Source organism: Streptomyces sp. HPF1205, from assembly GCF_020400825.1.
Taxonomy (GTDB): Bacteria; Actinomycetota; Actinomycetes; order Streptomycetales; family Streptomycetaceae; genus Actinacidiphila.
This window is the reverse complement of record NZ_JAINVH010000020.1, coordinates 1-23993: the sequence shown is the minus strand read 5'-3', so window position 1 is coordinate 23993 and position 23993 is coordinate 1. Positions and strand designations below refer to the sequence as shown.

Genomic DNA, 23993 nt, shown 5'->3' with positions numbered 1-23993 from the left:
GTCGGCTGAAGTCGGCTGAGGTCGGCTGAGGAACCCCGGGCACCTCGTCCGGAAGCGCCGGCGGCCACGTCCCGCCGCCGGCGCCGCTCCCCCGCCTCAGCCCTTCACGCACACGACCTGCTTGAGCTTCGCGACCACCTCGACCAGATCGCGCTGCTGGTCCATCACCTTCTCGATGGGCTTGTAGGCGCCCGGGATCTCGTCGACCACGCCGGAGTCCTTGCGGCACTCCACGCCGCGGGTCTGCTCCTCCAGGTCGCGGGCGGAGAAGCGCTTCTTGGCGGCGTTGCGGCTCATCTTCCGACCGGCCCCGTGGGAGGCCGAGTTGAAGGCCGCGGTGTTGCCGAGGCCGCGCACGATGTACGAGGCGGTGCCCATGGAGCCCGGGATGATGCCGAAGTCGCCGGCGCCGGCCCGGATCGCGCCCTTGCGGGTCACCAGCAGGTCCACGCCCTCGTACCGCTCCTCGGCCACGTAGTTGTGGTGGCAGGAGATCTCCGGTTCGAACGCCGGCTTGGCCTTCTTGAACTCGCGCCGGACGACGTCCTTCAGCAGCGCCATCATCAGGGCCCGGTTGTGCTTGGCGTACTCCTGGGCCCAGAACAGGTCGTTGCGGTAGGCGGCCATCTGGGGCGTGTCCGCGATGAAGACGGCGAGGTCGCGGTCGACCAGGCCCTGGTTGTGCGGCAGCTTCTGCGCCTCGCCGATGTGGTGCTCCGCCAGTTCCTTGCCGATGTTGCGCGAGCCGGAGTGCAGCATCAGCCACACCGTGTCCTCGGTGTCCAGGCAGACCTCGACGAAGTGGTTGCCGGAGCCGAGGGTCCCCAACTGCTTGGCCGCCCGCTCCTCGCGGAAGTGGACGGGCTGCGCGAGCCCCTGGAAGCGGGTCCAGAAGTCGTCCCAGCCGGCCGTGGGCAGGCCGTGGAAGCCGGAGGGGTCGACCGGCGTGTCGTGCAGGCCGCGGCCGACCGGGATGGCCTGTTCGATCCTGCCGCGCAGGCGGGACAGGTCGCCGGGCAGGTCGTCCGCGCGCAGCGAGGTCTTGACGGCGCTCATGCCGCAGCCGATGTCCACGCCGACCGCCGCGGGGCAGACCGCGCCGCGCATGGCGATGACCGAGCCGACCGTGGCGCCCTTGCCGTAGTGGACGTCGGGCATGACGGCCAGGCCCGCGATCCACGGCAGCGAGGAGACGTTGCGCAGTTGCTGCATCGCCGAGCCCTCGACGGCGGCCGGGTCGGTCCACATGCGGATGGGCACCCGGGCGCCGGGCACCTCGGTGTAGGTCATGACTGTCCCCCTGGAGACGGCATAGGTGGCGTACGCGGTGTACACGGCGTACGGGACGTACGTGATGGGCCCGATGTACGTCGAGTCCGCGCGTACGCGGCATACATGGCGTTATATGGCGTACGTGGCGCACCCGTCGTACCCGTCGTACCTGGCATACGTGGTGAACACGGCGTACGTGGCGTTCACGGCACGCGCGCCCCGCGCGGTGTGCGCGGTGGTGCGCGGGGCCGCGTCCGCCGCGAACTCCCGTGGCGGCGATCGCGTCACCCGATAGTCCGCCCCGACGGGCGCTTTCGGTGAAGCGTGCGGTAGACATTGTGTCCAGGGCTCGCTCAGGTGCGCCAAGGGTTTACGGCGGTGCGCCGACGGGGCGCCGTCCGCGCGCGCCGCTCGGCCCGCCGCGGCCGGCGGACCGGGCCACCGCCCGCGGCCCCGGCCCGTACGCCCGTACATCCGGCAGGGCGCCGGTGCGTGCGTCCGGCCGTAACCGTGCCGGGCCCGCGACGACCGGGCCCGACCACACCCGACAGGCACGAGGAAGGGACCAGCCAGTGCCCCAGCGGTCCACGGGAAGACGACCGGCCGCGGCCTGTGCGGCCGTCGTGGCCCTGGCCGTCGCCGCGCTCGGCGCGTGCGACGGACACGGCACGTCCGCGGGGAAGGCCACGGCCGCCAAGTCGCTCCCGGCGGGCGGTCCCACGGTCTCGCCCGCGCCACCCGGCAAGTACCGGACGCTGCCGCAGCCTTGCGTGGCGCTGGACCTGGACGCGCTGAAGCAGCTCGTGCCGGGCGCGGGGGACTACTCCGGTACGGAGTCGCTGACCTACGACACCGACCGCCGGGTGGGCTGCAAGTGGCAGGGGCGCACGCCGGACGGCACGGCCCGGACGCTGAGCGTCGACCTGGAGCGCGTGGTCTCGTACGACCCCGCGATCAGCGACGAGGTGCAGGCGGGCGAGGACTTCGACCAGCAGGCCGCGGCCCACCAGATCGGGCCCTCCGCCCCCACGAGTACGGCGGCCACCACGGACGGCGCGACCGCCCAGAGCTCCTCCGACGGCTCCAGCTCCGGCTCCTCGGATACGGCGGGCTCCTCGGGTACGGCGGGCTCGTCCGCCGGCGCCGACGCGTCCGGTGGTACGAGCACCTCGGGGACCTCCGGCGCCTCCGGTACTGCCGGTACGGCCGGTGGCACGGCCAATGCGTCCGGCGGCTCCACGAACGGCGGGAGTGGCACCGCCGCCCCCGACCTGGCCCCTCGCCGCCTGACCGACCTCGGCAACGACGCCTTCCTGGACGACGTCACCAAGGGTTCGGCCCGGCGCGATGTGACGGTGGTCTTCCGCACGGCGAACGTCCTGGTCACCGTCGTCTACTCGGAGACGGCCGCCAAGGGCGCGCCCCGCCCGGACAGCGCCAGGATGCAGCAGGCCGCTCAGCAGGCCGCCGCGCAACTGGAGCGCAAGGTCGAGAAGTAGCCGCCGCCCGCTGTCCCCGTCCCCCGAGGTGCCAGGGACGGGGACAGCAGGTGACGGGCGGGGACGGTGTTCAGGGACGGGCCGCGCCCCTGTGGGCGCGTCGGCGGGAGCGGGCGAGCAGCAGGACGGCCGCGCCCGCCGCGCAGGCGGTCCCCGCCAGCGCCGTGATCAGCGGCGCCGTGCCCGATCCTGTGGCCGCGAGGGAGCCGTCGGGGGAGGTGCCGGACGTGCCGCCGGAGGAGCCGGACGCCGAGCCGGTCGTCGCGCCGGTGGTCGTCCCCGCGGTGGCGGAACCGCCCGCCGTACCGCCCGCGGACGTACCGGAGCCGCCGGACGCCGTGCCCGCGGTCGTACCGCCCGTCGTACCCGAACCGCCCGAGCCCGACGAGCCGCCGGACGTGCCGCCGCCCTTGGCCGGGTTGAGCACGAAGGCCGCCGAGTTGTTCGCGGTGTTCTTGTCCCAGGGCATGGGCCGGCCCTCGGGGGAGTCGGTACGGAAGTACGCCTTGCCGGTGGCGCCCGGGATCACCTTGTCGACGTGCAGCGTGAAGGAGAAGTGCTCCGTGCGGCCCGCGAAGAACACGTAGGAGGTCTTGCACACCACGCGGTCGCCGGTCCGGGGCTTGCCGTTGCCGATCACGGTCTTGTCGTCCTTGGCCAGGATGAAGCAGCCCACGTCGACGAAGCTGCTGATCGTCGTGCCGGGCGGCGGGACGAGCTCGACGTACGCGGCCGGGAACTCGTCCCAGCTGTCCATGTAGTCGGCCGGGCCGTGGTTGGTGACGGCCAGGTCGACGTCGAGGGTGGCGCCGTTGGCGCCCTTCAGGGGCGACGGCGTGGTGACGGACATCTCCGCGGTGTTGTCGACGTCGATCTTGGGATCGGCGCCGAGCCGAAGGCCCGCCGACGGGATTCCCGCCGTGCTGCCGTCGGGCTTCAGCGCGGGGCCCGTTCCCGGGACGCCGTCGAAGTCGCGCAGGGCGGCGGCGTGGGCGGCGGACGTGTCGGCCCCCACGCTCATCTCCACGTCCTCGATGAGCGAGGAGGGCTTCGCGGTGAAGGTCAGCGCGTGCGCGTAGGAGACGGTCGTGCCCGGCGACACGGCGTCCAGGAAGCACACGACGTGCTGGACGTGCGAGGGGACGCCCCCGCTGCTGTACAGGCAGCTCGACGAGCGGCCGTCGATGTCCAGGCCGGGCGATATCCACAGGGAGACGATCGCCCCGTCGCCCGCCTGGTCGCCGGCGTTGACCAGGTCGAAGGGCAACGGGACGTCCTGCCCCGGCTTCGCCTTCGTCCTCGCGGGTACGCCGACGACGTACACGGCCGGTCCCGACTCGACGGTGACGGCGGTCGAGGCGGCCTCGCCGGCGAGGTTCGCGGACACGCCGGTGAAGGTGAGGGTGCCAGTGGCGTGGGGCGCGCCGGCGGCGGCGCGCAGCGTGACCGTGATCTGATCGTCGGCTGCGACGTCACACAGGGCGCTGTCGGCGCCGCTGGGGGTGCAGCCCTCCGGCCAGGTCGCCGTCGCCGCCCCGGCCAGGCCGCCGCTCAGCTCGGCCCGGACCTGGACGCGGTCGATGTGCTGGTCGTCCCCGCCGAGCACGAAGGCCGACACGGTCTGCGGCTGGCCCTGCTGACCGGGCGGGCCCGCCGTCAGGCGCACCTCCTGCTCGGAGGTGCGCAGCGTCAGGTGGGTGTCGGCGTGCGCGGGCGCGGCGGCGCCCAGCGCCAGCCCGGCGAGCGCGGCGCCGGACGCGACGAGGGCGCTCAGCGCGCGGACGGCCGCCGCGGGCCTTCGCCCGCCGGCGCCTGCTCCTGCCCCTGCCCCTGCTCTCGCTGTGATGGACATCGGTTCCCTCCCCTGACCGGCCCGCCCCCCTTCGGCTCGGGCCGGCGTGTCTTGTTGAAGACGAGACGGGCGGCGCCGGAAAACGGTTGTACGCCGCCGCTGCCGCGGGGCAGGCGGCCGCGGGAGCCCCAGGGCGGCGGGAGCCCTCCGGGGCCCCGCCGGTCCTCCGGGGCCGCGCCGGTTAGGGTGGTGGGCCGACCGGACGCCTGACCATCGAAGGACCGCCGATCATGACGAGCCACGGACGCCGCCGACGCCGTACCGACGACTCGCGCCGCCGCAAGGTCATCCTGATCGCCGGCGCCGCGGTGGGGGTCGCGGCCGTGGCGGGCGTGGTGCTCGTCTCCTGCTCCGGCTCGGGAGGCGGCGGCGAACCGGCCGCGACGGCGAGCGCTGCGTCTTCGGCCGGCGGCTCCGGGAAGAGCGGCGGCTCCGCGGACGGCGGCGGCTCGGGGAAGAGCGGCGGGAGCAGCACCACCACCGCCGCCGCGCCCGCGAAGTACGCGAAGCTGCCCAGCCCCTGCAAGGCCGTCACCGCGGGCACGGTGGCCGGCCTCGTACCCAAGGCCAGGCACAGCGCGGGCACCCCGACCTCGGGCGGCGACCCGGACACGCGCGGCACCTGCTCGTGGACGGGCAACGGCAAGGACGGGTACCAGTACCGCTGGCTGTCGGTCAGCCTGCAGCGCTTCGCCGACGACCCGCGGCTCGGCTCGGCCGAGGACCAGGCCCGCAAGCGCTACACCGAGCAGCTCCAGGAGCTCTCCGCCGTCAAGGGGTTCACCGCGAGCCCGCTGACCGGCTTCGGCGACCAGGCGAACCAGGTCACCGGCACGCAGACGCTCGCCAAGATCACCTCGCAGAACGACACGCTGCTGGCCCGTACCGGCAATGTCGTGGTGCTCGTGGAGTACAACGGCGCAGGACTCGAAGGCAAGAAGAACCCGTCGGCGGGCGCCGTGCAGACCGGGGCGCAGCAGGCGGCGAAGGACGCGCTCGCGGCGGTCGCGGCGGCGAACTCGAACTCGTAACGAACTGGGGTCCGCCCACCCGCTATCCGTACGTTTGTCCGACCGTTCGGCGATCGGACGGTCCTCTCTTCGGCGCCGTATGGCAGTCTGTGTCCGCCAGTCGCCGAGGGGCTGGACCACGGGGCAGTCAGAGGGCAGGAGGGTTCGCGGGTGGCCGCGATACGTTTGACCCGGACTCACCGGATACTCGTCGGCGTCGTCGTCACCGGCGCGGTGATCATCGCGGCGATCGGCTTCGCCGGTTCCTACGCCGCCGTGCGCACGCTGGCCCTGCACAAGGGCTTCGGCTGGTTCGCGAACGTCTTCCCGATCGGTGTCGACGCCGGCATCGTCGTCCTGCTCGCGCTCGACCTGCTGCTGACCTGGCTGCGCATCCCCTTCCCGCTGCTGCGCCAGACCGCCTGGCTGCTGACGGCGGCGACCATCGCGTTCAACGGCGCCGCCGCCTGGCCGGACAAGCTCGGCGTGGGCATGCACGCGATCATCCCGGTGCTGTTCGTGGTCTCGGTCGAGGCCGCCCGGCACGCGATCGGCCGGATCGCCGACATCACGGCCGACAAGCACATGGAGTCGGTCCGCATCACCCGCTGGCTTCTGGCGCCCCTGCCGACCTTCCGCCTGTGGCGGCGGATGAAGCTGTGGGAGCTGCGCTCGTACGAGGAGGTCATCCGCCGCGAGCAGGACCGGCTGGTCTACCGGGCCCGGCTGCGCGCCCGGTACGGCATCGCCTGGCGCCGCAAGGCCCCCGTGGAGGCGATCATGCCGCTGCGGCTCGCCCGCTACGGGGTGCCGCTGGCGGAGACCGCCGACGCGGGTCTGGAGGCGGCCGGCATCGAACTGGCCACCGGGCACAAGCAGTTGACGGCGGCGCCCGAGGAACCGGCCCCTCGCGAGCAGGCCCGCGACGAGGCCCGGGACGAGGCTCGGGGCCCCGCGCCGCGGCCGCAGGCCCGCCCCGCCCAGTCCCCGGCCGCCCAAGGCCCCGCCCCGCAGGACCAGCGGGCGTACGCCGACGCCGACTTCGAGGCGTACGAGCAGGAGATGTACGAGCAGGAGATGTACGCCCGGCAGTACGCGCAGCAGTACGCCGACCAGTACGGGCAGCCGCCGGCGGCCGACCAGCCGGCCTGGCAGGGCGCCCCGCACGACAGTCCCTGGTTCGCGGCCCAGCAGCGGTACCTGCAGCAACAGCGGTACGCACAGGGACAGTACGCGCAGGGGCAGTACGAGGGGCAGGGGCAGTTCGCGCAGGGGCCCTACCCGCAGGGGCAGTTCGCGGAGCAGCAGTACGGGCAGGTGGCCTACGCCGGACCGGGGGCGGCCGGACCGGGCCAGGAGCCGGGGCAGCAGCAGGAGCAGGGGGCCGTACCGGGGCAGGACGTGCCGGCGCAGGACGTGCCGATGGTGCCGTCGGGGGCGCCCGGCCGCACGCGCCCGCTGGGCAGCGTCGGCGTGAACGGCCGGAGCGCGGCGAACGGCTTCGCGCCCGCGAACGGCGCCCCCGGCGGCCCTGACGGCGGCGCCTCCGGCCCGGGCCCCGACCCGGCCGCCGAGTCCGTCGCCGAGCAGGGCGCCGACCTGCCCCGGCCGCCGTTCCGGCTGAACCCCGACGGCCGGACGCAGGGGCAGCAGGCGGCCGAGCCGGAGCCCGAGACCGAGTCGTACCCGAACGCCGGGCTCGACCTGCCCGACGGCATCCCGGTGGAGGAGGCGTACTTCGCCGCCTACCGCCGCTACGTCCGCGAGCACGGCGACTTCCCCAACGCCCGCCAGTTCGCCCGGTTCCTGCCCACCGTCTACCAGGGCACGCCCCCCGAGGAGCGCGAACTGGTCACCGCCATCCGCGACTTGCGCTACCGCTTCCAGTCGGAGGCCGACGCCGAGCACATCCCGTAACCCCGGCAACGGCCCACCCGGAAGCCCCCGCGCCCCGCTCCCGGCGACCCCCCGGCAGCCACCGCGGCCCACTCCCGGCGAACCCCCGGCAGCTCACCGCGGCCCGCTCCCGGCGAACCCCCGGCAGCTCACCGCGGCCTACTCCCGACAGCCACCGCGGCCTACTCCCGGCCAACCCCCAGCAGCCATCGCGGCCCACTCCCGGCCAACCCCCGGGCGAACCGCCGGGAGCGCCCGCGCCCCGCTCCCGGCGAACCCCCGGCACTCCCCCGACAGCCCCGCGGCCTACTCCCGGCAGCTCACCGCGGCCCGCTCCCGGCGGAGCCGGGGGCGGCTACTCGCCCGCGCCCAGCAGCCTCCTTACGCGGCCCTGGCCCACCGCCAGCAGCAGGGTCGGGAGGCGGGGGCCCGTGTCGCGGCCGACGAGCAGCTCGTAGAGGAGGACGAAGAACGACCGCTGGGCGGTCTTGAGCTCCGGGGTCGGCTTGGCGTCCGGTTCGAGGCCGGCGAGGACCTTCGGCACCGCGTAGACCAGGGAGGTCAGGCCGTCCAGGGACCAGTGCGAGTCGAGGCCGTCCACCAGCAGCTTCAGGCCCGCCCGCTCGCTCTCCCCGAGGGCGGCGAGCCGCTCGCGGTCCGGTTCGGCGCGGACCACCGTGCGCTGGTCGGCGGGGACGTGCGCGCTGATCCAGTTCTCCGCGCGGTCCAGCCGGGGCCTGACCTCGTCCAGGGTGGTCAGCGGCCGGGACGGGTCCAGCTCGGACAGGATCCGCAGGGTCTGCTCCTCGTTGCCCGCGGTGATGTCGGCGACGGACGCCAGCGTCCGGTACGGCAGCGGGCGCGCGGTGGCGGGCAGTTCGCCGCGGGCGGTGCCGACGGCCCTGCCGTACGCGGCGATGTCGCCGGGCAGCGCGCCGCCGTCCTGGACCTTGCGGGTCAGGGCGTCCCACTCGTCGTACAGCCGCTGGATCTCCTGGTCGAAGGCGATCTTGAACGACTGGTTGGGCCGCCGCCGGGCGTACAGCCAGCGCAGGAGCTGCGGCTCCATGATCCTCAGCGCGTCACCCGGGGTGGGCACCCCGCCGCGGGAGGACGACATCTTGGCCATCCCCGAGATGCCGACGAACGCGTACATCGGCCCGATCGGCTGCTCCCCGCCGAAGACGGGCCCGACGATCTGCCCGCCGACCTGGAACGACGACCCGGGCGAGGAGTGGTCGACGCCGGACGGCTCGAAGATCACCCCTTCGTACGCCCACCTCATCGGCCAGTCGACCTTCCACACCAGCTTGCCGCGGTCGAACTCCGCCAGCCGGACGGTCTCGATGTGGCCGCAGGCGCACAGGTAGGTCAGCTCGGTCGTCTCGTCGTCGTACGCCGTGACGGTGGTCAGGTCCTTGCCGCAGTCCGCGCAGTACGGCTTGTAGGGGAAGTAGCCCACGCCGCCGGCGCCGCTGCCGTCGTCCTCCTCGGCCGCGCCGGAGCCCTCCTCGGCCGCCAGCTCGGCGGCGTCCACCGGCTTCTGGCCGGCCTTCTGTGCGGGCTTGGCCGCGGGCTTCTTCGTCCGGTACCGGTCCAGGATCGCGTCGATCTCGGCGCGGTGGCGCACGGCGTGCAGGATCTGCTGCCGGTAGGCGCCCGCGGTGTACTGCTCGGTCTGGCTGATCCCGTCGTACTCCACGCCGAGCTCGGCGAGGGCCTCGATCATCTGGGCCTTGAAGTGCTCGGCCCAGTTCGGGTACGCGGAGCCGCGCGGGGCCGGCACGGAGGTCAGCGGCTTGCCGATGTGCTCGGCCCAGGTCTCGTCGATGCCCTGGACCCCGGCCGGCACCTTCCGGTACCGGTCGTAGTCGTCCCAGGAGATCAGGTGGCGCACCTCGTGGCCGCGGCGGCGGATCTCGTCGGCCACCAGGTGCGGGGTCATGACCTCGCGCAGGTTGCCCAGGTGGATGGGCCCGGACGGGCTCAGTCCCGAGGCGACGACGACGGGTTTCCCGGGGGCGCGGCGCTCCGACTCGGCGATCACGTCGTCCGCCAAACGGGAGACCCAGTCGGCCTCGGTGCTCTCAGCCACGATCCTCTTCCTTCTCGGCGGCCCGCTCGCCTGCTCGCGCGACCGGTGCGCGGCGGCAGCCTCACGGGCGTGTCCAACGGATGTGTCCAACGGTTGTGCCGGTCACGTCCCGGCGCTGCCATTCTCCCAGACCGGGGCCCTGCGCCCGCGCACCTTTTCCCCGGCCTGTGGACAACTCCGCTCGCCCGCCGCGACCTCGCCAGGACCCGCCGCGACCCGCGCCCCGCCCTGTGGATAACTCGCGGCGCCGAGCGCGGGGCCCATGGGACACTGGGAACCTCGCCGCACGACGCGGCGCCGTCCACCGTCACCGACTCGAGAAACGGCACTTCCTCATGGCCTCGGTCGCATCCCTTTCCGCTTCGCTCCAGCAGCGTGTCTCCGCCGCCCTCGCGGCAGCGGTGCCGTCGGCCGCCGGTGCCGACCCGCTGCTGCGACGCAGCGACCGGGCCGACTTCCAGGCCAACGGGGTGCTGGGCCTGGCCAAGCGGGCCAAGGCCAACCCGCGGGAGCTGGCCGAGCAGGTCGTGGCCGCACTGCCGCAGGACGAGTTGCTGGGCCGGGTCGAGGTCTCCGGCCCCGGCTTCCTCAACCTCACCGTCGCGGACGCGGCCATCACCGCCAACCTCGCCGCCCGGGCCGACGACCCGCGCCTGGGCGTCCCCGAGGCGGCGGACCCCGGCACCACCGTGCTCGACTACGCCCAGCCCAACGTGGCGAAGGAGATGCACGTCGGCCACCTGCGCTCGTCCGTGATCGGCGACGCGATCGCGAAGATCCTGGAGTTCGCCGGGGAGAAGGTGATCCGGCGCCACCACATCGGCGACTGGGGCACCAACTTCGGCATGCTCATCCAGTACCTCGTCGAGCACCCGCACGAGCTGGACCACACCGAGGGCAAGGACGCGGACGCGGGCGAGGCGTCCATGTCCCGGCTCGACCGGCTCTACAAGAACGCCAGGACCCTGTTCGACTCCGACGAGGGCTTCAAGGACCGGTCCCGGCGCCGGGTGGTCGACCTGCAGGCCGGTGACGCGGAGACGATCGCGCTGTGGCGGCAGATCGTGGACGAGTCGAAGATCTACTTCTACTCGGTCTACGACAAGCTGGACATCGAGATCGCCGACGCCGACATCGTCGGCGAGTCGGGGTACAACGACATGCTGGTCGAGACCTGCGACCTGCTGGAGAAGGCCGGCGTGGCCGTGTGGTCCAACGGCGCGCTGTGCGTCTTCTTCGACGACATCAAGGGCAAGGACGGCGAGCCCGTCCCGCTGATCGTCCGCAAGACCGACGGCGGCTTCGGCTACGCGGCCACCGACCTGTCCGCGATCCGCAACCGCACCATCGACCTGCACGCCGACACCCTGCTGTACGTGGTGGACGTCCGCCAGGCGCTCCACTTCAAGATGGTCTTCGAGACCGCCCGGCGGGCCGGCTGGCTCCCGGACCGCGTCACCGCGCGGCACCTGCCCTTCGGCACGGTGCTGGGCCCGGACGGCAAGCCGTTCAAGACCCGGGCGGGCAGGTCGGTGCGGCTGGAGGACCTGCTGGACGAGGCGGTCGAGCGGGCCACCGCCGTGGTGCGGGAGAAGGGCGAGAAGATCGGCCTGACCGAGGAGGAGATCGCGGTCAACGGCCGGCAGGTCGGCATCGGCGCGGTGAAGTACGCCGACCTGTCCACGTCCCTCGGCCGGGACTACGTGTTCGACCTGGACCGGATGGTCTCGCTCAACGGCGACACGAGCGTGTACATCCAGTACGCCTACGCCCGGACGAAGTCGATCTTCCGCAAGGCCGCTGACGACCAGAAGCCCGCCGCCCACCCCGAGCTCGCGCTGGCCCCGGCCGAGCGCGCCCTCGGCCTCCACCTGGACGCGTTCGCCGACGCCCTGGCCGAGGTCGCCGCGACCTACGAGCCGCACCGCCTGGCCTCGTACCTGTTCCAGCTCGCCTCGCTGTTCACCACGTTCTACGAGCAGTGCCCGGTGCTCACCGCCGACAGCCCGGCCCAGGTCGAGAACCGCCTCTTCCTGTGCGACCTGACCGCCCGCACCCTCGCCCAGGGCCTGGCCCTCCTGGGCATCCGCACCCCCGAGCGCCTCTGACGGCCGGGGCCCGCCTCCTCGCCGAACCGGACGCCGACGAGGAGGCGCCCCGCCCGCGCCACCCGCCCGCACCCTCCCCATCCGGTCCCGCCCGCCCGCACCCTCCCCGTCCGGTCCTCGGGCCGGCCTCCGGCCCGTCCCGAGCCCCCGGGTGCCACCCCGACGGGCCCTCCCGGGGGCGGGAGGCCCGTCGGGGGCGCACCCTGGACTAAGGGTGCGCTTCGCGGCACAGCCGGCACCCGTGGCGGCCCCGGGCGAAGAGGACGGCGCGTGACGGAACCGGAAGTCGACTATCGGGCGGTCTTCGAGGCCCTGCCCTCCGGTATCGCCGTGCTCAACCGCCGCCTGGAGTTCGTCGGCGTCAACGACGCGTACGCCCGGATGGCCGAGCGGGACCCCGAGGAGCTGATCGGCCAGTACATCTTCCGCATCTTCCCCGACAACCCGTTCGACTCGCACGGTGGCCCACGGACCGTGGGCGCCTCCTTCCGCCGGGTCCTGGCCAACGGGGAGCGCGACTCCCTGCCCCTCCAGCGGTACGACGTCCAGCGGACCGACCGCCCCGGCGCCTTCGAGGAGCGGTACTGGAGCATCGTCAACATCCCGCTGCGCGGCCCGAGCGGCAGCGTCGACTACGTGGTGCACCGCGTGGAGGAGGTCACGGCCTTCATCCGCACCCGCGGCGCCGCGGGCCAGGGCGACCGCGGCCCCCGCGAGCTGGAGGGCGAGATCTACATGCGCGCCCACGAGCTCCAGGAGATCAACGAGCGCCTGCGGACCGCGCACGCCCGTGAACGCGAGGTCGCCCTCACCCTCCAGGCCGCGATGCTGCCCGCCCCCCGCCCGGTCAGCCACCGCGCCGCCGTCCGCTACCACCCCGCGGTGGGCGCCCTCAACGTCTGCGGCGACTGGTACGACCTGGTGGACCTGCCCCGCGACCGCATGGCGGTGGCCGTCGGCGACGTGGTGGGCCACGGCCTGAACGCCGCCGGCGTCATGGGCCAGCTGCGCAGCGCCCTCAGCGCGGCCTCCCGCGCCACGACCGGCCCCGCCGAGGCGCTGGAGGCCCTCGGCCTGTACTCCCGCTCCATCGAGGGCGCCGAGGCCACCACCGCGGTCAGCGCGTTCATCGACTGGCCCGCCCATACGATCAAGTACAGCAGCGCCGGCCACCCCCCGCCCGCCCTGGCCGACAGCGAGGGCCGCGTGCGCTTCCTCGACCTGGCCACCGACCCGCCGCTCGGCGCCCGGCTCGACCACGTCACCCGCCCCCAGGCCACCGCCCGCTTCACCGACGGCAGCACCCTCGTCCTCTACACCGACGGCCTGATCGAACGCCGCTACGAGGACATCGACGAGGGCCTGTCCCGACTCGCCTCCGCCCTCGCCCGGCACCACGCCCTCGACCCCGACCCCCTCGCCGACGTCCTGCTGTCCGAGCTCCTCCCCCCGACGGGGGCGACGGACGACACGGCACTGGTCGTGCTGCGCCTGTGAATCCGCGCGGGGCGCTCCCCGCCGGGCCCGGCCCGCGTAAAGCGCCGACCTCCGGCCGCACGCCGCCGCCCGCACACCGCTCGCCACCGCCCGCACGCCGCACACCGCACACCGCACACCGCACGGCGGCCATACGCATGGGCCCGGAGGCCGTTCCCGGCGATATCCGTACCAAAGCCCACTAATCATGCCATAGTGCGCTTGACCTGAGGCGAGCGATCTCCGCGAGGAACCGGGGTGGCGGGCAGGTGCTGACGTCCGGCAGAACTGTTGAGGCGGCCGCCGAGTCGCCGGTCCGGCCTTCCCCGGGGCACAGGCGGACGCAGGCCTTCGCGGCGCTCGCCGCGGCCGGGTCGGCGATGGGTGCCTACTGCCTGGCGATGGCGGTGCACGGCACCTACCCGTTCGGCGGACGGTCGCGGGCCGTCAACGACCTCGGCAACCAGTTCGTGCCGCTGCACGCGCACCTGTGGGACCTGATGCACGGGCGCGGCACCGGTGACCTGTTCCTCAACTGGAACAGCGGCTACGGCGTGCCCTTCCTGGCCGACTTCCTCACCTACCTGACCAACCCCTTCTCCTGGCTGGTGGCCGTCTTCCCCAGGGACGAGGTCCAGGCACCTGTCTTCCTGGTCACCTTGCTGAGCATCGGCCTGGGCACCGCCTTGATGACGGTCTTCCTCGGCCGGCTGCACCCGGGCTCCCCGTGGGCGCGGGCCGTGCTGTCCGTCGGCTACGGCGTCAGCACGTGGACGATCTCCGACGGCTTCTCCGACCCCATGTGGATGTGGGGCGTGGTCTGCCTGCCGCTGCTCGGCATCGCCGGCGACTGGGCGCTGCTCGGACGCCGCTGGGTGGCGGGCGCCGCCCTGGTTGCGGTGTGCTGGGCGGGCAACTTCTACACCGCGGCCATGGCGACCCTCGGCATGGGCCTGGTGCTGCTGGTCCGGCTCGCGCTCGACGAGCGTCCGGTACGGGAGCGGGGACGGGAGCGGGGACGGGCCCTGCTGCGGGCGGTCTCGATGACGGCGGCCGGCGTGGCGCTCGCCGCGCCCGTCCTGACCGTCACCTACCGGGCGAGCAAGGCGTCCCAGCAACCCCTGCGGGCCGTCTACCCGGGGCCGCCGGGCCTGCGGGACTACCTCGCCCACCTGCTGCCCGGCGGCCCCACGCCGAGCGCCCCGCAGATCTCCACCGGCGTGCTCACGCTGCTGCTGGTGCTGACCTTCCCGTTCATGCGTCGGGTGCGGCCCGCGGAACGCCTGCTGTGGCCGGCGCTGCTGCTGCTCGTGGCGCTGTCGTACGTCTGGGAGCCGACCATTCTGCTGTGGCACGGGCTCGCCCTGCCCAACGGCAGCCCCTACCGGGCCTCCCTCGCCCTGACCGCCATGACGACAGCGGTCGCCTGGCTGGCCCTCGCCCGCGGCCCGCGCCCGCTCGAACTGCTGGGCGGCGCCAAACTGCTCGCCCTCCTCGTCCTCACCGTCAGCGGCAGCGCCTACCTCACCACCCACGACCTGCTCCTGGTCGCGGCGGACGCCGCCGTGGTGACCGGGCTGCTGGTGCTGCTCCACCGCGCGTCCGGGCGGCGGCGCACCCGCACCGCGCTCACCGCGGTCCTGGCCTGCTCGGTCGTCCTCGCCACCGCGTTCACCGTCTGGTCGGTGACCGTCCGCCGCGACCGGGACGCCTGGTGGCGGCCGAAGCGGACCCTCGACGCGCAGTCGCTCGCCGCCCGCGCGGACATCCTGGCGCGCGAGAACTGGCCGGCCTCGCGCACCGACCCGGGCCCGCACGAGTTCGCCGACAACGACCCGCTGCTGCTGGGCGGCGAGGGCGGCGCGTACTACAGCAGCTACGTGCCCGCGCGGACCGCCGCCGCCCTGCGCGGCCTGGGCGCCGCCTGGTACATGCGCGGCCGGCACCTGCTCAGCCTCGACGATCCGGTCGGCCGGGCGATCATGGGCGTGAGCAGCTACCTTGTCGCCTCGCCCCAGGGCCCCGTGCGGCGTGCGGCGGCCGCGCCGCCCGTCGTCACCTACCGGCCGGGCGCGGCCTTCGACACCCGCGGGACCCACGACGCTTCCGTCTTCGCCCGCCAGGAGCGCGTGCTGGGCGCCAAGGTCTGGACGGTACCCGCCCTGACCCCCGCGGCCGGCCCGGCGCCCGCGACCGCCCCCGGCGGCGCCTGGCGCCTGCCCGCCGACGGCAAGAGCGCCCGTACGACCGCCCGTACGACGGCCTTCCGCGCGGCCTGCGCGCCGGGCAGCGCCGCCTACGCCGACCTCCCGTGGTTCGCCGGCACGATCACGGCGAACGGCGTCACCTACCGGCGCACCGGCGGCTTCCCCGGCTCGGACAACGGGCTGCTGCCGATCGGGGCGGTGCCGGCGGACGGCGTGCTGACCCTGGATCTGGCCGGTACGCGGGCGCAGACCGTGCCGCGCCACGCCGTCGGCTGCCTCGACCGGGCCGCCCTCGCGCGGGCCGTCGCCACCCTCCGCGCCACCGGCCCCGAACGGGTCACGGCGGGCGGCCACACGATCGGCGCCACGTTCCGGCCGGGCCGCCAGGGGACCGCCGTGGTCGCGGTGCCCGCCGTGAGCGGCTGGCGGTGCTCCGTGGACGGCGGGCCCGCGAAAGCGCCCGGGACCCTCGGCGGCCTGATGGCCGTACGGCTCGGCGGCGGCTCCCGCCTCGCCTGCTCCTACCGGCCCCCGGGGCTGCGGCTCGGCCTGTCGGCGAGCGGATCGGCCCTGGCCCTCCTCGCGGCCGTCGCCGTCGCGGGCCCGCTGCGCCGCCGTCCCCCGCGTACCGCACACACCGAACACCGCCGAGGAAACCGATGGACGAGCCGATGGATCAGCCGATGGACCAGCCTCTGGACCCACCGATGAGGTCCCCGACGGGCCGCCCGCCGGACCGGCCGACGGGCGCGCACCCGGGTACGCGCCCGGATACGCGCCCGGATACGCGGACCGGTACGCACACGGGCTCGCGGCCCGGCCCGCGGACGAGAGCGCGGATGGGCAGGCTCTCGCTCGTCGTCCCCTGCTACAACGAGGAAGCGGTCATCGACCGCTTCGACGCCGCCACCCGCGCCACGCTCGACAACCTCCCCGTCGCGTACGAGATCTGCTACGTGGACGACGGCAGCAGCGACCGCACCCTGGCCCGGATCCGGCTCATCGCCGAGCGCCACCCGCGCACCACCCGCTACGTCTCGTTCACCCGGAACTTCGGCAAGGAGGCCGGGATGCTCGCCGGGCTGCGCGAGACGACCGGCGACGCGGTGATCATCATGGACGCCGACCTCCAGCACCCGCCCGAGCTCATCGCCCGGATGCTCGACCTGTACGCCCTCGGCCACGACCAGGTGATCGCCCGCCGGGGCCGCGAGCACGACAAGCCGCTGCGGTCGGCGCTGACCCGCCTGTACTACCGGCTGGTCAACTCGTGGGTCGACGTCGAACTCACCGACGGCGTGGGCGACTTCCGGCTGCTCGCGCGGCCCGTGGTGGACGCCCTGCTGTCGCTGCCGGAGTACAACCGCTTCTCCAAGGGCCTGTTCTCGTGGGTCGGCTTCGACACCGTCAGCTTCGACTACCCGGACACCGCCCGCGAGGCCGGCCAGTCCAAGTGGCGGCTCGGCACACTGGTCAACTACGGCATGGACGGCCTGTTCTCCTTCAACAACCGCCCGTTGCGCACCGCCATCTGGGCCGGCCTGGCGCTCACCGGCCTGGCCGGGCTCTACGCGGTGTGGGTCGCCGTGACCGCCCTCGCGTACGGGGTCACGCTGCCCGGTTACGTCACCCTGGTCGCCATCGTCGTGGGCCTGGGCGGCGTGCAGATGGTCATGCTCGGCCTCATCGGCGAGTACATCGGCCGCATCTACTACGAGACCAAGCGCCGCCCGCACTTCCTGGTCAAGGAGCGCCGCCCCGCCGGGCCCGGCCGCACCCCCGCACGGCACACGGCCCGGGAGCCGCAGCGCGGCAAGGTGGTGTGATGCCGGGCCCGGACGGGCGGGCACGGCTCGGGCAGATCCTGCGGTTCTGCCTGGTGGGGGCGGTCAACACCGCCACCTTCTACGGCTGCTACCGGCTGCTGCTGCCCGCGCTGCCGTACTTCGCCGCGTACACCCTCGCCTTCCTCCTGAGCATGACCGGCTCGTTCCTCATGAACACCTACTTCACCTACCGCACCCGGCCGACCTGGCAGAAGTTCGCCCTGTTCCCACTGACCAACGCCACGAACTACGTGGTGCAGAGCGCGGGTCTCTTCGCCCTGGTGGACTGGGTGGGGATGAGCAATAAGGCGGCGCCGCTGCCGGCGGCGGCGCTCGCGATCCCGTTCACGTACGTGCTCACCCGGCGGATCCTGGTCGCCCCGCGCAAGGACCCGTCCCCCGGCCCGCCTCCGGGCCCGCCCGGCGCGGATCCGGCCGACGACGCCGACGACGCCGCCGCCGACGACCCGGCCGAGACCGCCTGAACCCCCGTACGCCTCGCCTACGCCTCTGCGTCGGGCTTGTCGCCGAGCGTCGCGCCCGCCGACGCGGCGATCACGCACAGCACCGCGATCCACTGCGTCCAGCGCAGGGGCTCCTGGAGTACGACGAGGCCGATGAGGGCGGCCACCGCCGGTTCCAGGCTCATCAGGATGCCGAACACGCGCGGCGGGATGCTGCGCAGCGCCTCCAACTCCAGCGAGTACGGCACCACCGAGGACAGCAGCGCCACGCCGAATCCCGCGGCCAGCACCCACGGCCGGAACAATGCCGTCCCGCCGGCGACCGCGCCGAACGGCACGACCACCAGCGCCGCGACGGCCATCGCCAGCGCCAGGCCGTCGCCTTCCGTGGTGTGGCGGCCCAGCGCGGCGCTCAGCAGGATGTAGAGCCCCCAGCACGTCCCCGCGGCCAGGGCGAACAGGAAACCGGTCAGGTCGAGGTCCCCGCGCCCCTCCACCAGCAGGACCACACCGCCGCCCGCGAGCAGGGCCCAGAAGGCGTCCAGCCACCGCCTCGACCCGGCCAGGGCCACCGCCAGCGGCCCCAGGAACTCCGTGGTGACCGCGATCCCCAGCGGGATCCGGTCCAGCGCGAGGTAGAAGCACAGGTTCATCGAGCCGAGAACGACCCCGTAGCCGACCACCACGGCCCAGGTACGGCGGCCGAGCCGCGGCGAGGGCCGCCACACCAGCATCAGCACCGCCGCCGCGAAGAACAGCCGCAGCGCGACCGCCCCGCGGCTGCCCACCGCGCCGAACAGGTGCGTGGCCAGTGCCGAGCCGAGCTGGACGCTCACGATGCCGAGCAGGACCAGGGCCGGTGGCGGTACGGCGCCGAAGCCGCGCCCCGCCGCCGCGGTCAGGCGGGACCGCGGGACCGGCCCGGGTCCCGTGCCACCTATGTCGACACTCGTCACTCGCGAATTCTCGGCGCTCGGACCTCTCACGTCACGTGGTTTTCCCGCTCCCCGGCTCCGGCGGCCCTTCCTTCATGGTCCTTCATCGCGAACTCGCACCACACGATCTTCCCCGGCACCCTCGCCCCCACATCCCAGGCGTCGGCCAGCGCGTCCACCAGCCACAGCCCCCGCCCGGCCTCCGCCTGCGCCCCCTGCCGCCGCATCGCCGGGTGCCCGTCCCCGCTGTCGTGCACCTCCACCCGCAACCGGTCCCCGTCCTCCCGTTTCAGCAGCAGCAGAAACCCCCTCCCGGGCGGCACCCCGTGCAGCAGCGCATTCGTCGCCAATTCACTGACGCACACCAGTACGTCGTCGCTGCGCTCGTTCAACCCCCAATCGCTGAGGGCCTGCTGTGCGAACTTACGTGCGGCCGGAATGGAGCGCCGCTCCCGCGGATAGAACCGCTCCCGTACGTCGCTGAGTTGAGGCTCGGTGTTCATGCGGCCCAGCGTGGCGCGCGGCGACCGCGCGATACCAGATACGCAACTCGTACGTTTTCGTTGTACGAGTTCACGACGATACGCGTCTGGGGGAAGTGGGGTATCTACGGTCGCATGGCACCACGTAAACGGCGTCCGCCGAACAAGAAGAAGTCCAATCCCTTCCAGTCGGTGGGCGCCCAGTTAGCCCTCTTCCGCGCGGCGGCGGGCTACACGCAGGCCCAGTTGGCCCCCATGGTCATCATCAGCCAGGCGAAGCTGGAGTCGATCGAACAGGGCCGGCGGCCCCTCACGCTGTCACTCGCCCAGGAGTTCGACCGCATTCTCGACACGAAGGGGGCGCTGGAGGTTGCGGTCAGCTACCTGCCGGAGCCTGACGTTATTCCGGTTTGGGCCGTCGAGTTCGTCGAATTCGAACGCGAGGCCATCGCGATCTCCTCGTTCCAGAACCAGGTTGCTCCGGGCATGCTGCAGTCCGAGTCGTACATGAGGGCTGTCTTCCACAACGACATTCCTACGCTGAGCGATGAGGAAATCGAGTTCCGGGTGTCTGCACGGCTCGAACGTCAGGAGATCCTGCAACGCAAGGTTCCGCCGATCACCAGCTTCATCCTCTCAGAGGCCATCGTGAGAGACCGGATCGGTGGTGACGAGGTCTACCGGAGCCAACTACGCCACCTGCGTCGGATGGCCGAGGTACCAGGTATCGCGATCCAGATCCTGCCACTGGGGCGCACGGCCCATGCGGCGCTCGACGGTCCTTTCGTCCTCTTGGAAACGCCCGAGAACGATCACCTCGCCTACGCTGAGACACAGCGCGGCAGTCAGCTCATCTACGCCCCTAACGACGTCAGCATCTTGAGGCACAAGTATGCGATGCTGCGCACGCAGGCCCTCAACCATGAGGAGACGGGGGACCTGTTGGACCGGCTGCTAGGAGAGTGATGAGCACCCGACTGAAGTGGTTCAAGTCCAGCTACAGCGGCAGCCAGGGCGGAGACTGCCTTGAAGTCGCCTTCGACTGGCGCAAGTCCAGCTACAGCAGCGAAGACGGCGGGAACTGCGTCGAAATAGCCTTCGACTGGCACAAGTCCAGCTACAGCAGCGAAGACGGCGGAGCCTGCGTCGAGGTCGCCGCGCACCCCGGAGCCGTACACGTCAGGGACTCCAAGGTGCCCGAGGGGCCCACTCTTACGTTCGACCCCACGCAGTGGACCGCCTTCACGGCGTTCGCCGCCCGCGTGGGGACCCCGTAAAGGGCCCGCCGCGTCGAGCCCTCTCCGTATCCTGAAGGGCACGGAGCAGGGCGACCGGCGGGGGACGCAGTGGCGTTGAGGATCAGGCTCGTGTTCGAGCCGCACATATCGCCGCGTGACGAGTACGAGTCGCTGCTCGCGATGCTGCGTGACGGTGAACTCGCGACGTCGACGAGCGTGAGCGTCGAGGACGACGTTCCGGACGAGGCCGGGAACCGTCCTGCCATCCTGGTCACGTTCACCAGGCCGTCCGGAGCCTCGTTCGCGCGGGCGCTGTTGGGTTGGCTCAGCGAACGCAGGCGGTCACCCACGCGACTCGTCCTGACCCTGTCCGGCGGGCGCACGCTGGAGCTGGCGGTCGGGCACTGGACATCCGCGGAGACGACCCTGGCGCTGGCCGATTTCGTCGAGAAGGAGGCGCGAAGGGCCGATCCGGGGGACCGGGAGGACGGCCCGGACGACACCCCCGCCTCCGGCGGCATCGTCAAGCCGAAGAACAAGCACACCGACACGGCCTCGCCCGGTGTCTCCGTCACCAACGCCCCCTCGCCCGGGAGCCTCACGGGCCTGCCCTCGACCGTCCGCAACACCCCGCCCGGCCCGCCGTTCGGCGACGAGGACGACGACGAGTGGTGACCGGAACGACCGCCCTACTGTCTGGGCGAGCGGGGCCGACCGTTGGGTGACATCGCCAAGGGTGTCCTGGGCGGGGCGTGGACGCTGCTGGTCGGGTGGCTGCTGCCGACGGCCGTCAACCTGAGCGTGTTCTTCTTCGCCGTCGCGCCCAGCCTGCGGCACACCGCGCCCGTGACCCGGGTGTGGCCGGGCACGCGGGGCGACACCGCGCTGCTGCTGCTCGCCGGATCCGTACTGCTCGGGCTGGTGCTCAGCGCCCTGCAGAACCCCCTCTACCGCGTACTGGAGGGGTATCTGCTGTGGCCGGAGCGCGCGTACGTGGCCGGGTGCGCGCGGCTGGGCCGGGGCAAGGGGCTGCTCGCGGACCGGCTGGCGCTGCTGCGGCTGGAGCGGCGGGAGCAGGAGCGGCCGGGCGAGCTGACCGCGCAGGACACCGTCCGGCTCGCGCGGTTGCGGGAGGATCCGCGGCTGGCGCGGTTCGCCGCGCACGACCGGCGGCGCAGTGAGGTGCGGCGGGCGCTGCTGCGGGAGAAGCTGGCGCGTTTCCCGGTGGACGACCGGCAGATCGCGCCCACGCGGCTGGGCAACGCCATCCGGCGGCTGGAGGAGTACGGGTACGACCGGTTCCGGCTCGACACCCAGGTGCTGTGGAACGAGCTGACCGGGACGGCCCCCGAGCAGGTGCGCCGCCAGGTCGACCTGGCCCGTACGAACGTCGACTTCTTCGTCGCCCTGCTGTACGGCCACGCGCTCGTCGCCCTGAGCGCCGTGGCCGCGCTGGCGTCAGCGCGGCCGGACACCGGCCAACTGGTCGCGGTGGCGGCCGTACTGACCGCCTTGACACCCGTGTGGTACCGCTGTGCCGTCGCAGCGACCGACGAGTGGGCCGCCGCCGTGCGCGCCCTGGTCAACGTCGGCCGGGGGCCGCTGGCCGCGGCGCTCGGTCTCGTGCTGCCCGCCGATCTGGCGGCCGAGCGCGCCATGTGGACGCTGGTGGCGCGCCTGTCCCGGGCCCCGTACCACGAGCGCGCCGCCGCTCTCGACCCGTACCGCGCGCACTCCGGCGGCACCGGTGGCCCGGGCGGTGCCGCCGCACCGTGACCGCGATGCCGATCACGTTCCAGCCCAAGGTGGCGTGCTCCGGGGCGAAGCCGCGGCGGGGCGGACGGGCGCGCGCCGTGGACAAGCGCACGGCGGCCTGATCGCGTGGAACTCGCGCGGGCCCTTCGAACGTCCCCTTGACGGGGGAGGCGAGGATGCGCGGCACCTTACGTACGCTGTGGCGCGGTTACTGGCCGCTGGCGGTGCTGCCGGTGGCGGCCGGGCTGCTGGACCTGCTGCTGTGGGTGGCGGGGGAGGCGTGGAGCTGGTCGGACTGGGCGTCCAGTTTCGGGCTGGGGGCCGTGGCCACCATGGTGGTCGGCATGCTGCTGGCCCGGCGGCAGGGCCACATCCAGGAGGCCATGGCCGACCTGGAGCTGACGGAGAAGGTGGCGATCCTCACCGCGGCGGTTCCGCTGCTGCGGGCGGGCAGCCTGCCCAGCCGCACGCACCGGACGCTGTACGACTGCCGCGCCGGGCTGGCGCTGCTGCCGCTCGCCCGGGAGGCGATGCAGGAAGAATATCTGCGCACGGTGGTGCGGGCGGTCGCGGCGGTGCGCGCGAGCCTGACGTCGAGTCTGCGGGCGCACACGCAGTGGACGGACGAGGACTGGGCGGACCTGGTGACCGTCGTGCGCAAGCTGCGCGAGACGGCCGTGTTCAACGCGAGGAGGTCGCCGACGATGGCGGAGTTCTGGGCGCGGGAGCTCGACGGGGAGACGGCCCGGCTGGGCGCGCTGACCGGCGGGGTCACCTTCGACCTGTTCCGTACGCACTTCACGCAGAGCACGGACCGCATCCGCACCGCGCTCGACTGGGACGCGCTGGCCGGCCTGGCTGCGCGCGAGGACGGCTCGGTGCGGCTGGACAAGCTGTCGGTGCCCGTGGCGCCCTACGACCTGGCGGCCCTCGACGGCTATTACGCGCCCTGGTACCACGACGGCGCCCGCGAGATCGGCTACGACCACGAGCGCGCCCAGCCGCTGCGGCACCGCGACCTGGCCGGCGACGGGTCCGTGCTCCATCCGGAGCGGCAGGCCCGCGTCCAGCACCTGTACGCCCGCTACGAGGCCCGGCACGACGGCGAGGAGATCGGCCTGCTCCTGGCCACGTACGCCCTCGACGGGGACCGCCGGCTCGTCCTGGACGGCAACCACCGCCTCAGCGCGGTCGCCCGCCTCGTCGCCGAGGGCTGCCCGGCCCTGCTCACCGAGATCCGCCTCACCGCCCCCGTCGACCCGGCGCTGCTGCCGGACCTGGCCCACCACCGGCCGCCGGCGGGGGAATCGCACCGGCCGCCGGCGGGGGAACCGCCGCGTCAGCGCACCACGTAGATCTCGGACCCCATGCGGGTGGCGTTCCAGATGGCGGTGCCCTGGGCGCGGTGGGAGCGGATGGCGCCGGTGTGGAGGGACGGGTCGGGGGCGGCGACCTTGTCGCTGGTGGCCGAGGAGAAGGCGACCCACGTCTCGGCGGTGTAGTCGAAGAACACGATGTGCTCGATGGACGCGCCGTCGGTGCCGACGCCGGCGGACTTGCGGCGGGTGACCAGGTGCGGGCCGGGCCTGGGCGGGACGGTGCCGGGTTGGACGGTGAAGGTCGTCACGGGCTTGCCGGAGGCCGGCACGAGCCACACCCGGTGCTGCGACAGGGAGTACACGACGCGCTTGCCGATGCCGGAGTGGGCCGGGACCGGCGGCGGGGGCGGCGGGGTGTGCGGGTGGGTCGTGGCCGAGGCGCGCGGGCTGGGCGGGGCGGCGTTGTTCTTCGCCGCGGGCGCGCCGCTGGCCTGCAACGCCAGCACGGAGACGGCGATCATGGCACCGCCGGTCAGGCCGGCCGTGACGGCCCAGGCGG

At 73.4% G+C, this 23993-nt stretch carries 20 protein-coding genes; 13 read left to right on the top strand and 7 right to left on the bottom strand.

Annotation, left to right across the window (positions count from 1 at the left end):
- Nucleotides 1–96: 96 nt before the first annotated feature.
- The gene (locus tag K7G61_RS22320; RefSeq protein WP_225848708.1) at nt 97–1290 is read right to left on the bottom strand and encodes an RtcB family protein; all 1194 of its coding nucleotides are present in this window, start codon (nt 1288–1290) and stop codon (nt 97–99) included.
- Nucleotides 1291–1401: 111 nt separating this feature from the next.
- Entirely contained in the window at nt 1402–1560 is a 159-nt protein-coding gene (locus K7G61_RS22315; RefSeq protein ID WP_225848707.1) for a hypothetical protein, read from the bottom strand.
- Nucleotides 1561–1844: 284 nt separating this feature from the next.
- On the opposite strand from K7G61_RS22315, the gene K7G61_RS22310 reads away from it, so the two are divergent.
- Nucleotides 1845–2771: a DUF3558 domain-containing protein gene (locus K7G61_RS22310; RefSeq protein ID WP_225848706.1), complete on the top strand. Its 927-nt coding sequence runs from the start codon at nt 1845–1847 to the stop codon at nt 2769–2771.
- A gap of 70 nt (nt 2772–2841) precedes the next feature.
- On the opposite strand, the gene K7G61_RS22305 is transcribed toward K7G61_RS22310, so the two are convergent.
- Nucleotides 2842–4623, bottom strand: coding sequence for a hypothetical protein (locus K7G61_RS22305; protein ID WP_225848705.1), 1782 nt, complete (start codon nt 4621–4623; stop codon nt 2842–2844).
- A gap of 230 nt (nt 4624–4853) precedes the next feature.
- Here K7G61_RS22305 and K7G61_RS22300 point away from each other — a divergent pair, with 230 nt between their 5' ends.
- On the top strand, nt 4854–5654 hold the full coding sequence (locus K7G61_RS22300; RefSeq protein WP_225848704.1) for a DUF3558 domain-containing protein: 801 nt from the start codon (nt 4854–4856) through the stop codon (nt 5652–5654).
- 150 nt (nt 5655–5804) lie between these two features.
- Entirely contained in the window at nt 5805–7550 is a 1746-nt protein-coding gene (locus tag K7G61_RS22295) for a DUF2637 domain-containing protein (protein WP_225848703.1), read from the top strand.
- Between the two features lie 334 nt (nt 7551–7884).
- On the opposite strand, the gene lysS is transcribed toward K7G61_RS22295, so the two are convergent.
- A complete protein-coding gene (lysS, locus tag K7G61_RS22290; protein WP_374204208.1) occupies nt 7885–9627 on the bottom strand; it encodes a lysine--tRNA ligase in 1743 nt (580 codons plus the stop codon).
- Between the two features lie 332 nt (nt 9628–9959).
- Here lysS and argS point away from each other — a divergent pair, with 332 nt between their 5' ends.
- From argS to K7G61_RS22265, 5 genes are all read left to right on the top strand, one after another.
- Nucleotides 9960–11732 (top strand): arginine--tRNA ligase, encoded by a 1773-nt coding sequence (gene argS, locus K7G61_RS22285; RefSeq protein WP_225848701.1) that lies wholly within the window; start codon nt 9960–9962, stop codon nt 11730–11732.
- Between the two features lie 270 nt (nt 11733–12002).
- Nucleotides 12003–13229, top strand: coding sequence for a PP2C family protein-serine/threonine phosphatase (locus K7G61_RS22280; RefSeq protein ID WP_225848700.1), 1227 nt, complete (start codon nt 12003–12005; stop codon nt 13227–13229).
- Between the two features lie 248 nt (nt 13230–13477).
- Entirely contained in the window at nt 13478–16126 is a 2649-nt protein-coding gene (locus tag K7G61_RS22275) for a YfhO family protein (RefSeq protein ID WP_225848699.1), read from the top strand.
- Nucleotides 16127–16254: 128 nt separating this feature from the next.
- Complete coding sequence (locus K7G61_RS22270) at nt 16255–17241, top strand: glycosyltransferase family 2 protein (RefSeq protein ID WP_225848698.1); 987 nt, start codon at nt 16255–16257, stop codon at nt 17239–17241.
- Nucleotides 17241–17726, top strand: coding sequence for a GtrA family protein (locus tag K7G61_RS22265; RefSeq protein WP_225848697.1), 486 nt, complete (start codon nt 17241–17243; stop codon nt 17724–17726). The genes K7G61_RS22270 and K7G61_RS22265 overlap by 1 nt, the downstream gene beginning before the upstream one ends.
- 17 nt (nt 17727–17743) lie before the next feature.
- Here K7G61_RS22265 and K7G61_RS22260 read toward each other — a convergent pair whose 3' ends face one another.
- Nucleotides 17744–18661, bottom strand: a complete 918-nt coding sequence (locus K7G61_RS22260; RefSeq protein WP_225848696.1) for a DMT family transporter — start codon at nt 18659–18661, stop codon at nt 17744–17746.
- Between the two features lie 26 nt (nt 18662–18687).
- Nucleotides 18688–19143 carry an ATP-binding protein gene (locus K7G61_RS22255; protein WP_225848695.1) on the bottom strand — a complete coding sequence of 152 codons (456 nt, stop codon included), beginning with the start codon at nt 19141–19143 and terminating at the stop codon, nt 18688–18690.
- Nucleotides 19144–19257: 114 nt separating this feature from the next.
- On the opposite strand from K7G61_RS22255, the gene K7G61_RS22250 reads away from it, so the two are divergent.
- The 5 genes from K7G61_RS22250 (at nt 19258) to K7G61_RS22230 (ending at nt 23470) form a co-directional block, all read left to right on the top strand.
- The gene (locus K7G61_RS22250) at nt 19258–20088 is read left to right on the top strand and encodes a helix-turn-helix transcriptional regulator (RefSeq protein WP_225848694.1); all 831 of its coding nucleotides are present in this window, start codon (nt 19258–19260) and stop codon (nt 20086–20088) included.
- The gene (locus tag K7G61_RS22245) at nt 20088–20399 is read left to right on the top strand and encodes a DUF397 domain-containing protein (protein ID WP_225848693.1); all 312 of its coding nucleotides are present in this window, start codon (nt 20088–20090) and stop codon (nt 20397–20399) included. Before K7G61_RS22250 ends, K7G61_RS22245 begins: the two co-directional genes overlap by 1 nt.
- A 90-nt stretch (nt 20400–20489) precedes the next feature.
- Complete coding sequence (locus K7G61_RS22240; RefSeq protein ID WP_225848692.1) at nt 20490–21035, top strand: hypothetical protein; 546 nt, start codon at nt 20490–20492, stop codon at nt 21033–21035.
- A gap of 42 nt (nt 21036–21077) precedes the next feature.
- Entirely contained in the window at nt 21078–22136 is a 1059-nt protein-coding gene (locus K7G61_RS22235; RefSeq protein WP_225848691.1) for a hypothetical protein, read from the top strand.
- 155 nt (nt 22137–22291) lie between these two features.
- The gene (locus tag K7G61_RS22230) at nt 22292–23470 is read left to right on the top strand and encodes a hypothetical protein (RefSeq protein ID WP_225848690.1); all 1179 of its coding nucleotides are present in this window, start codon (nt 22292–22294) and stop codon (nt 23468–23470) included.
- Here the strand turns inward: K7G61_RS22230 and K7G61_RS22225 are convergent.
- Nucleotides 23455–23993: hypothetical protein (locus K7G61_RS22225; protein ID WP_225848689.1), on the bottom strand; the 539-nt coding region annotated here is incomplete at its 5' end. The two genes, K7G61_RS22230 and K7G61_RS22225, sit on opposite strands and share 16 nt — an antisense overlap.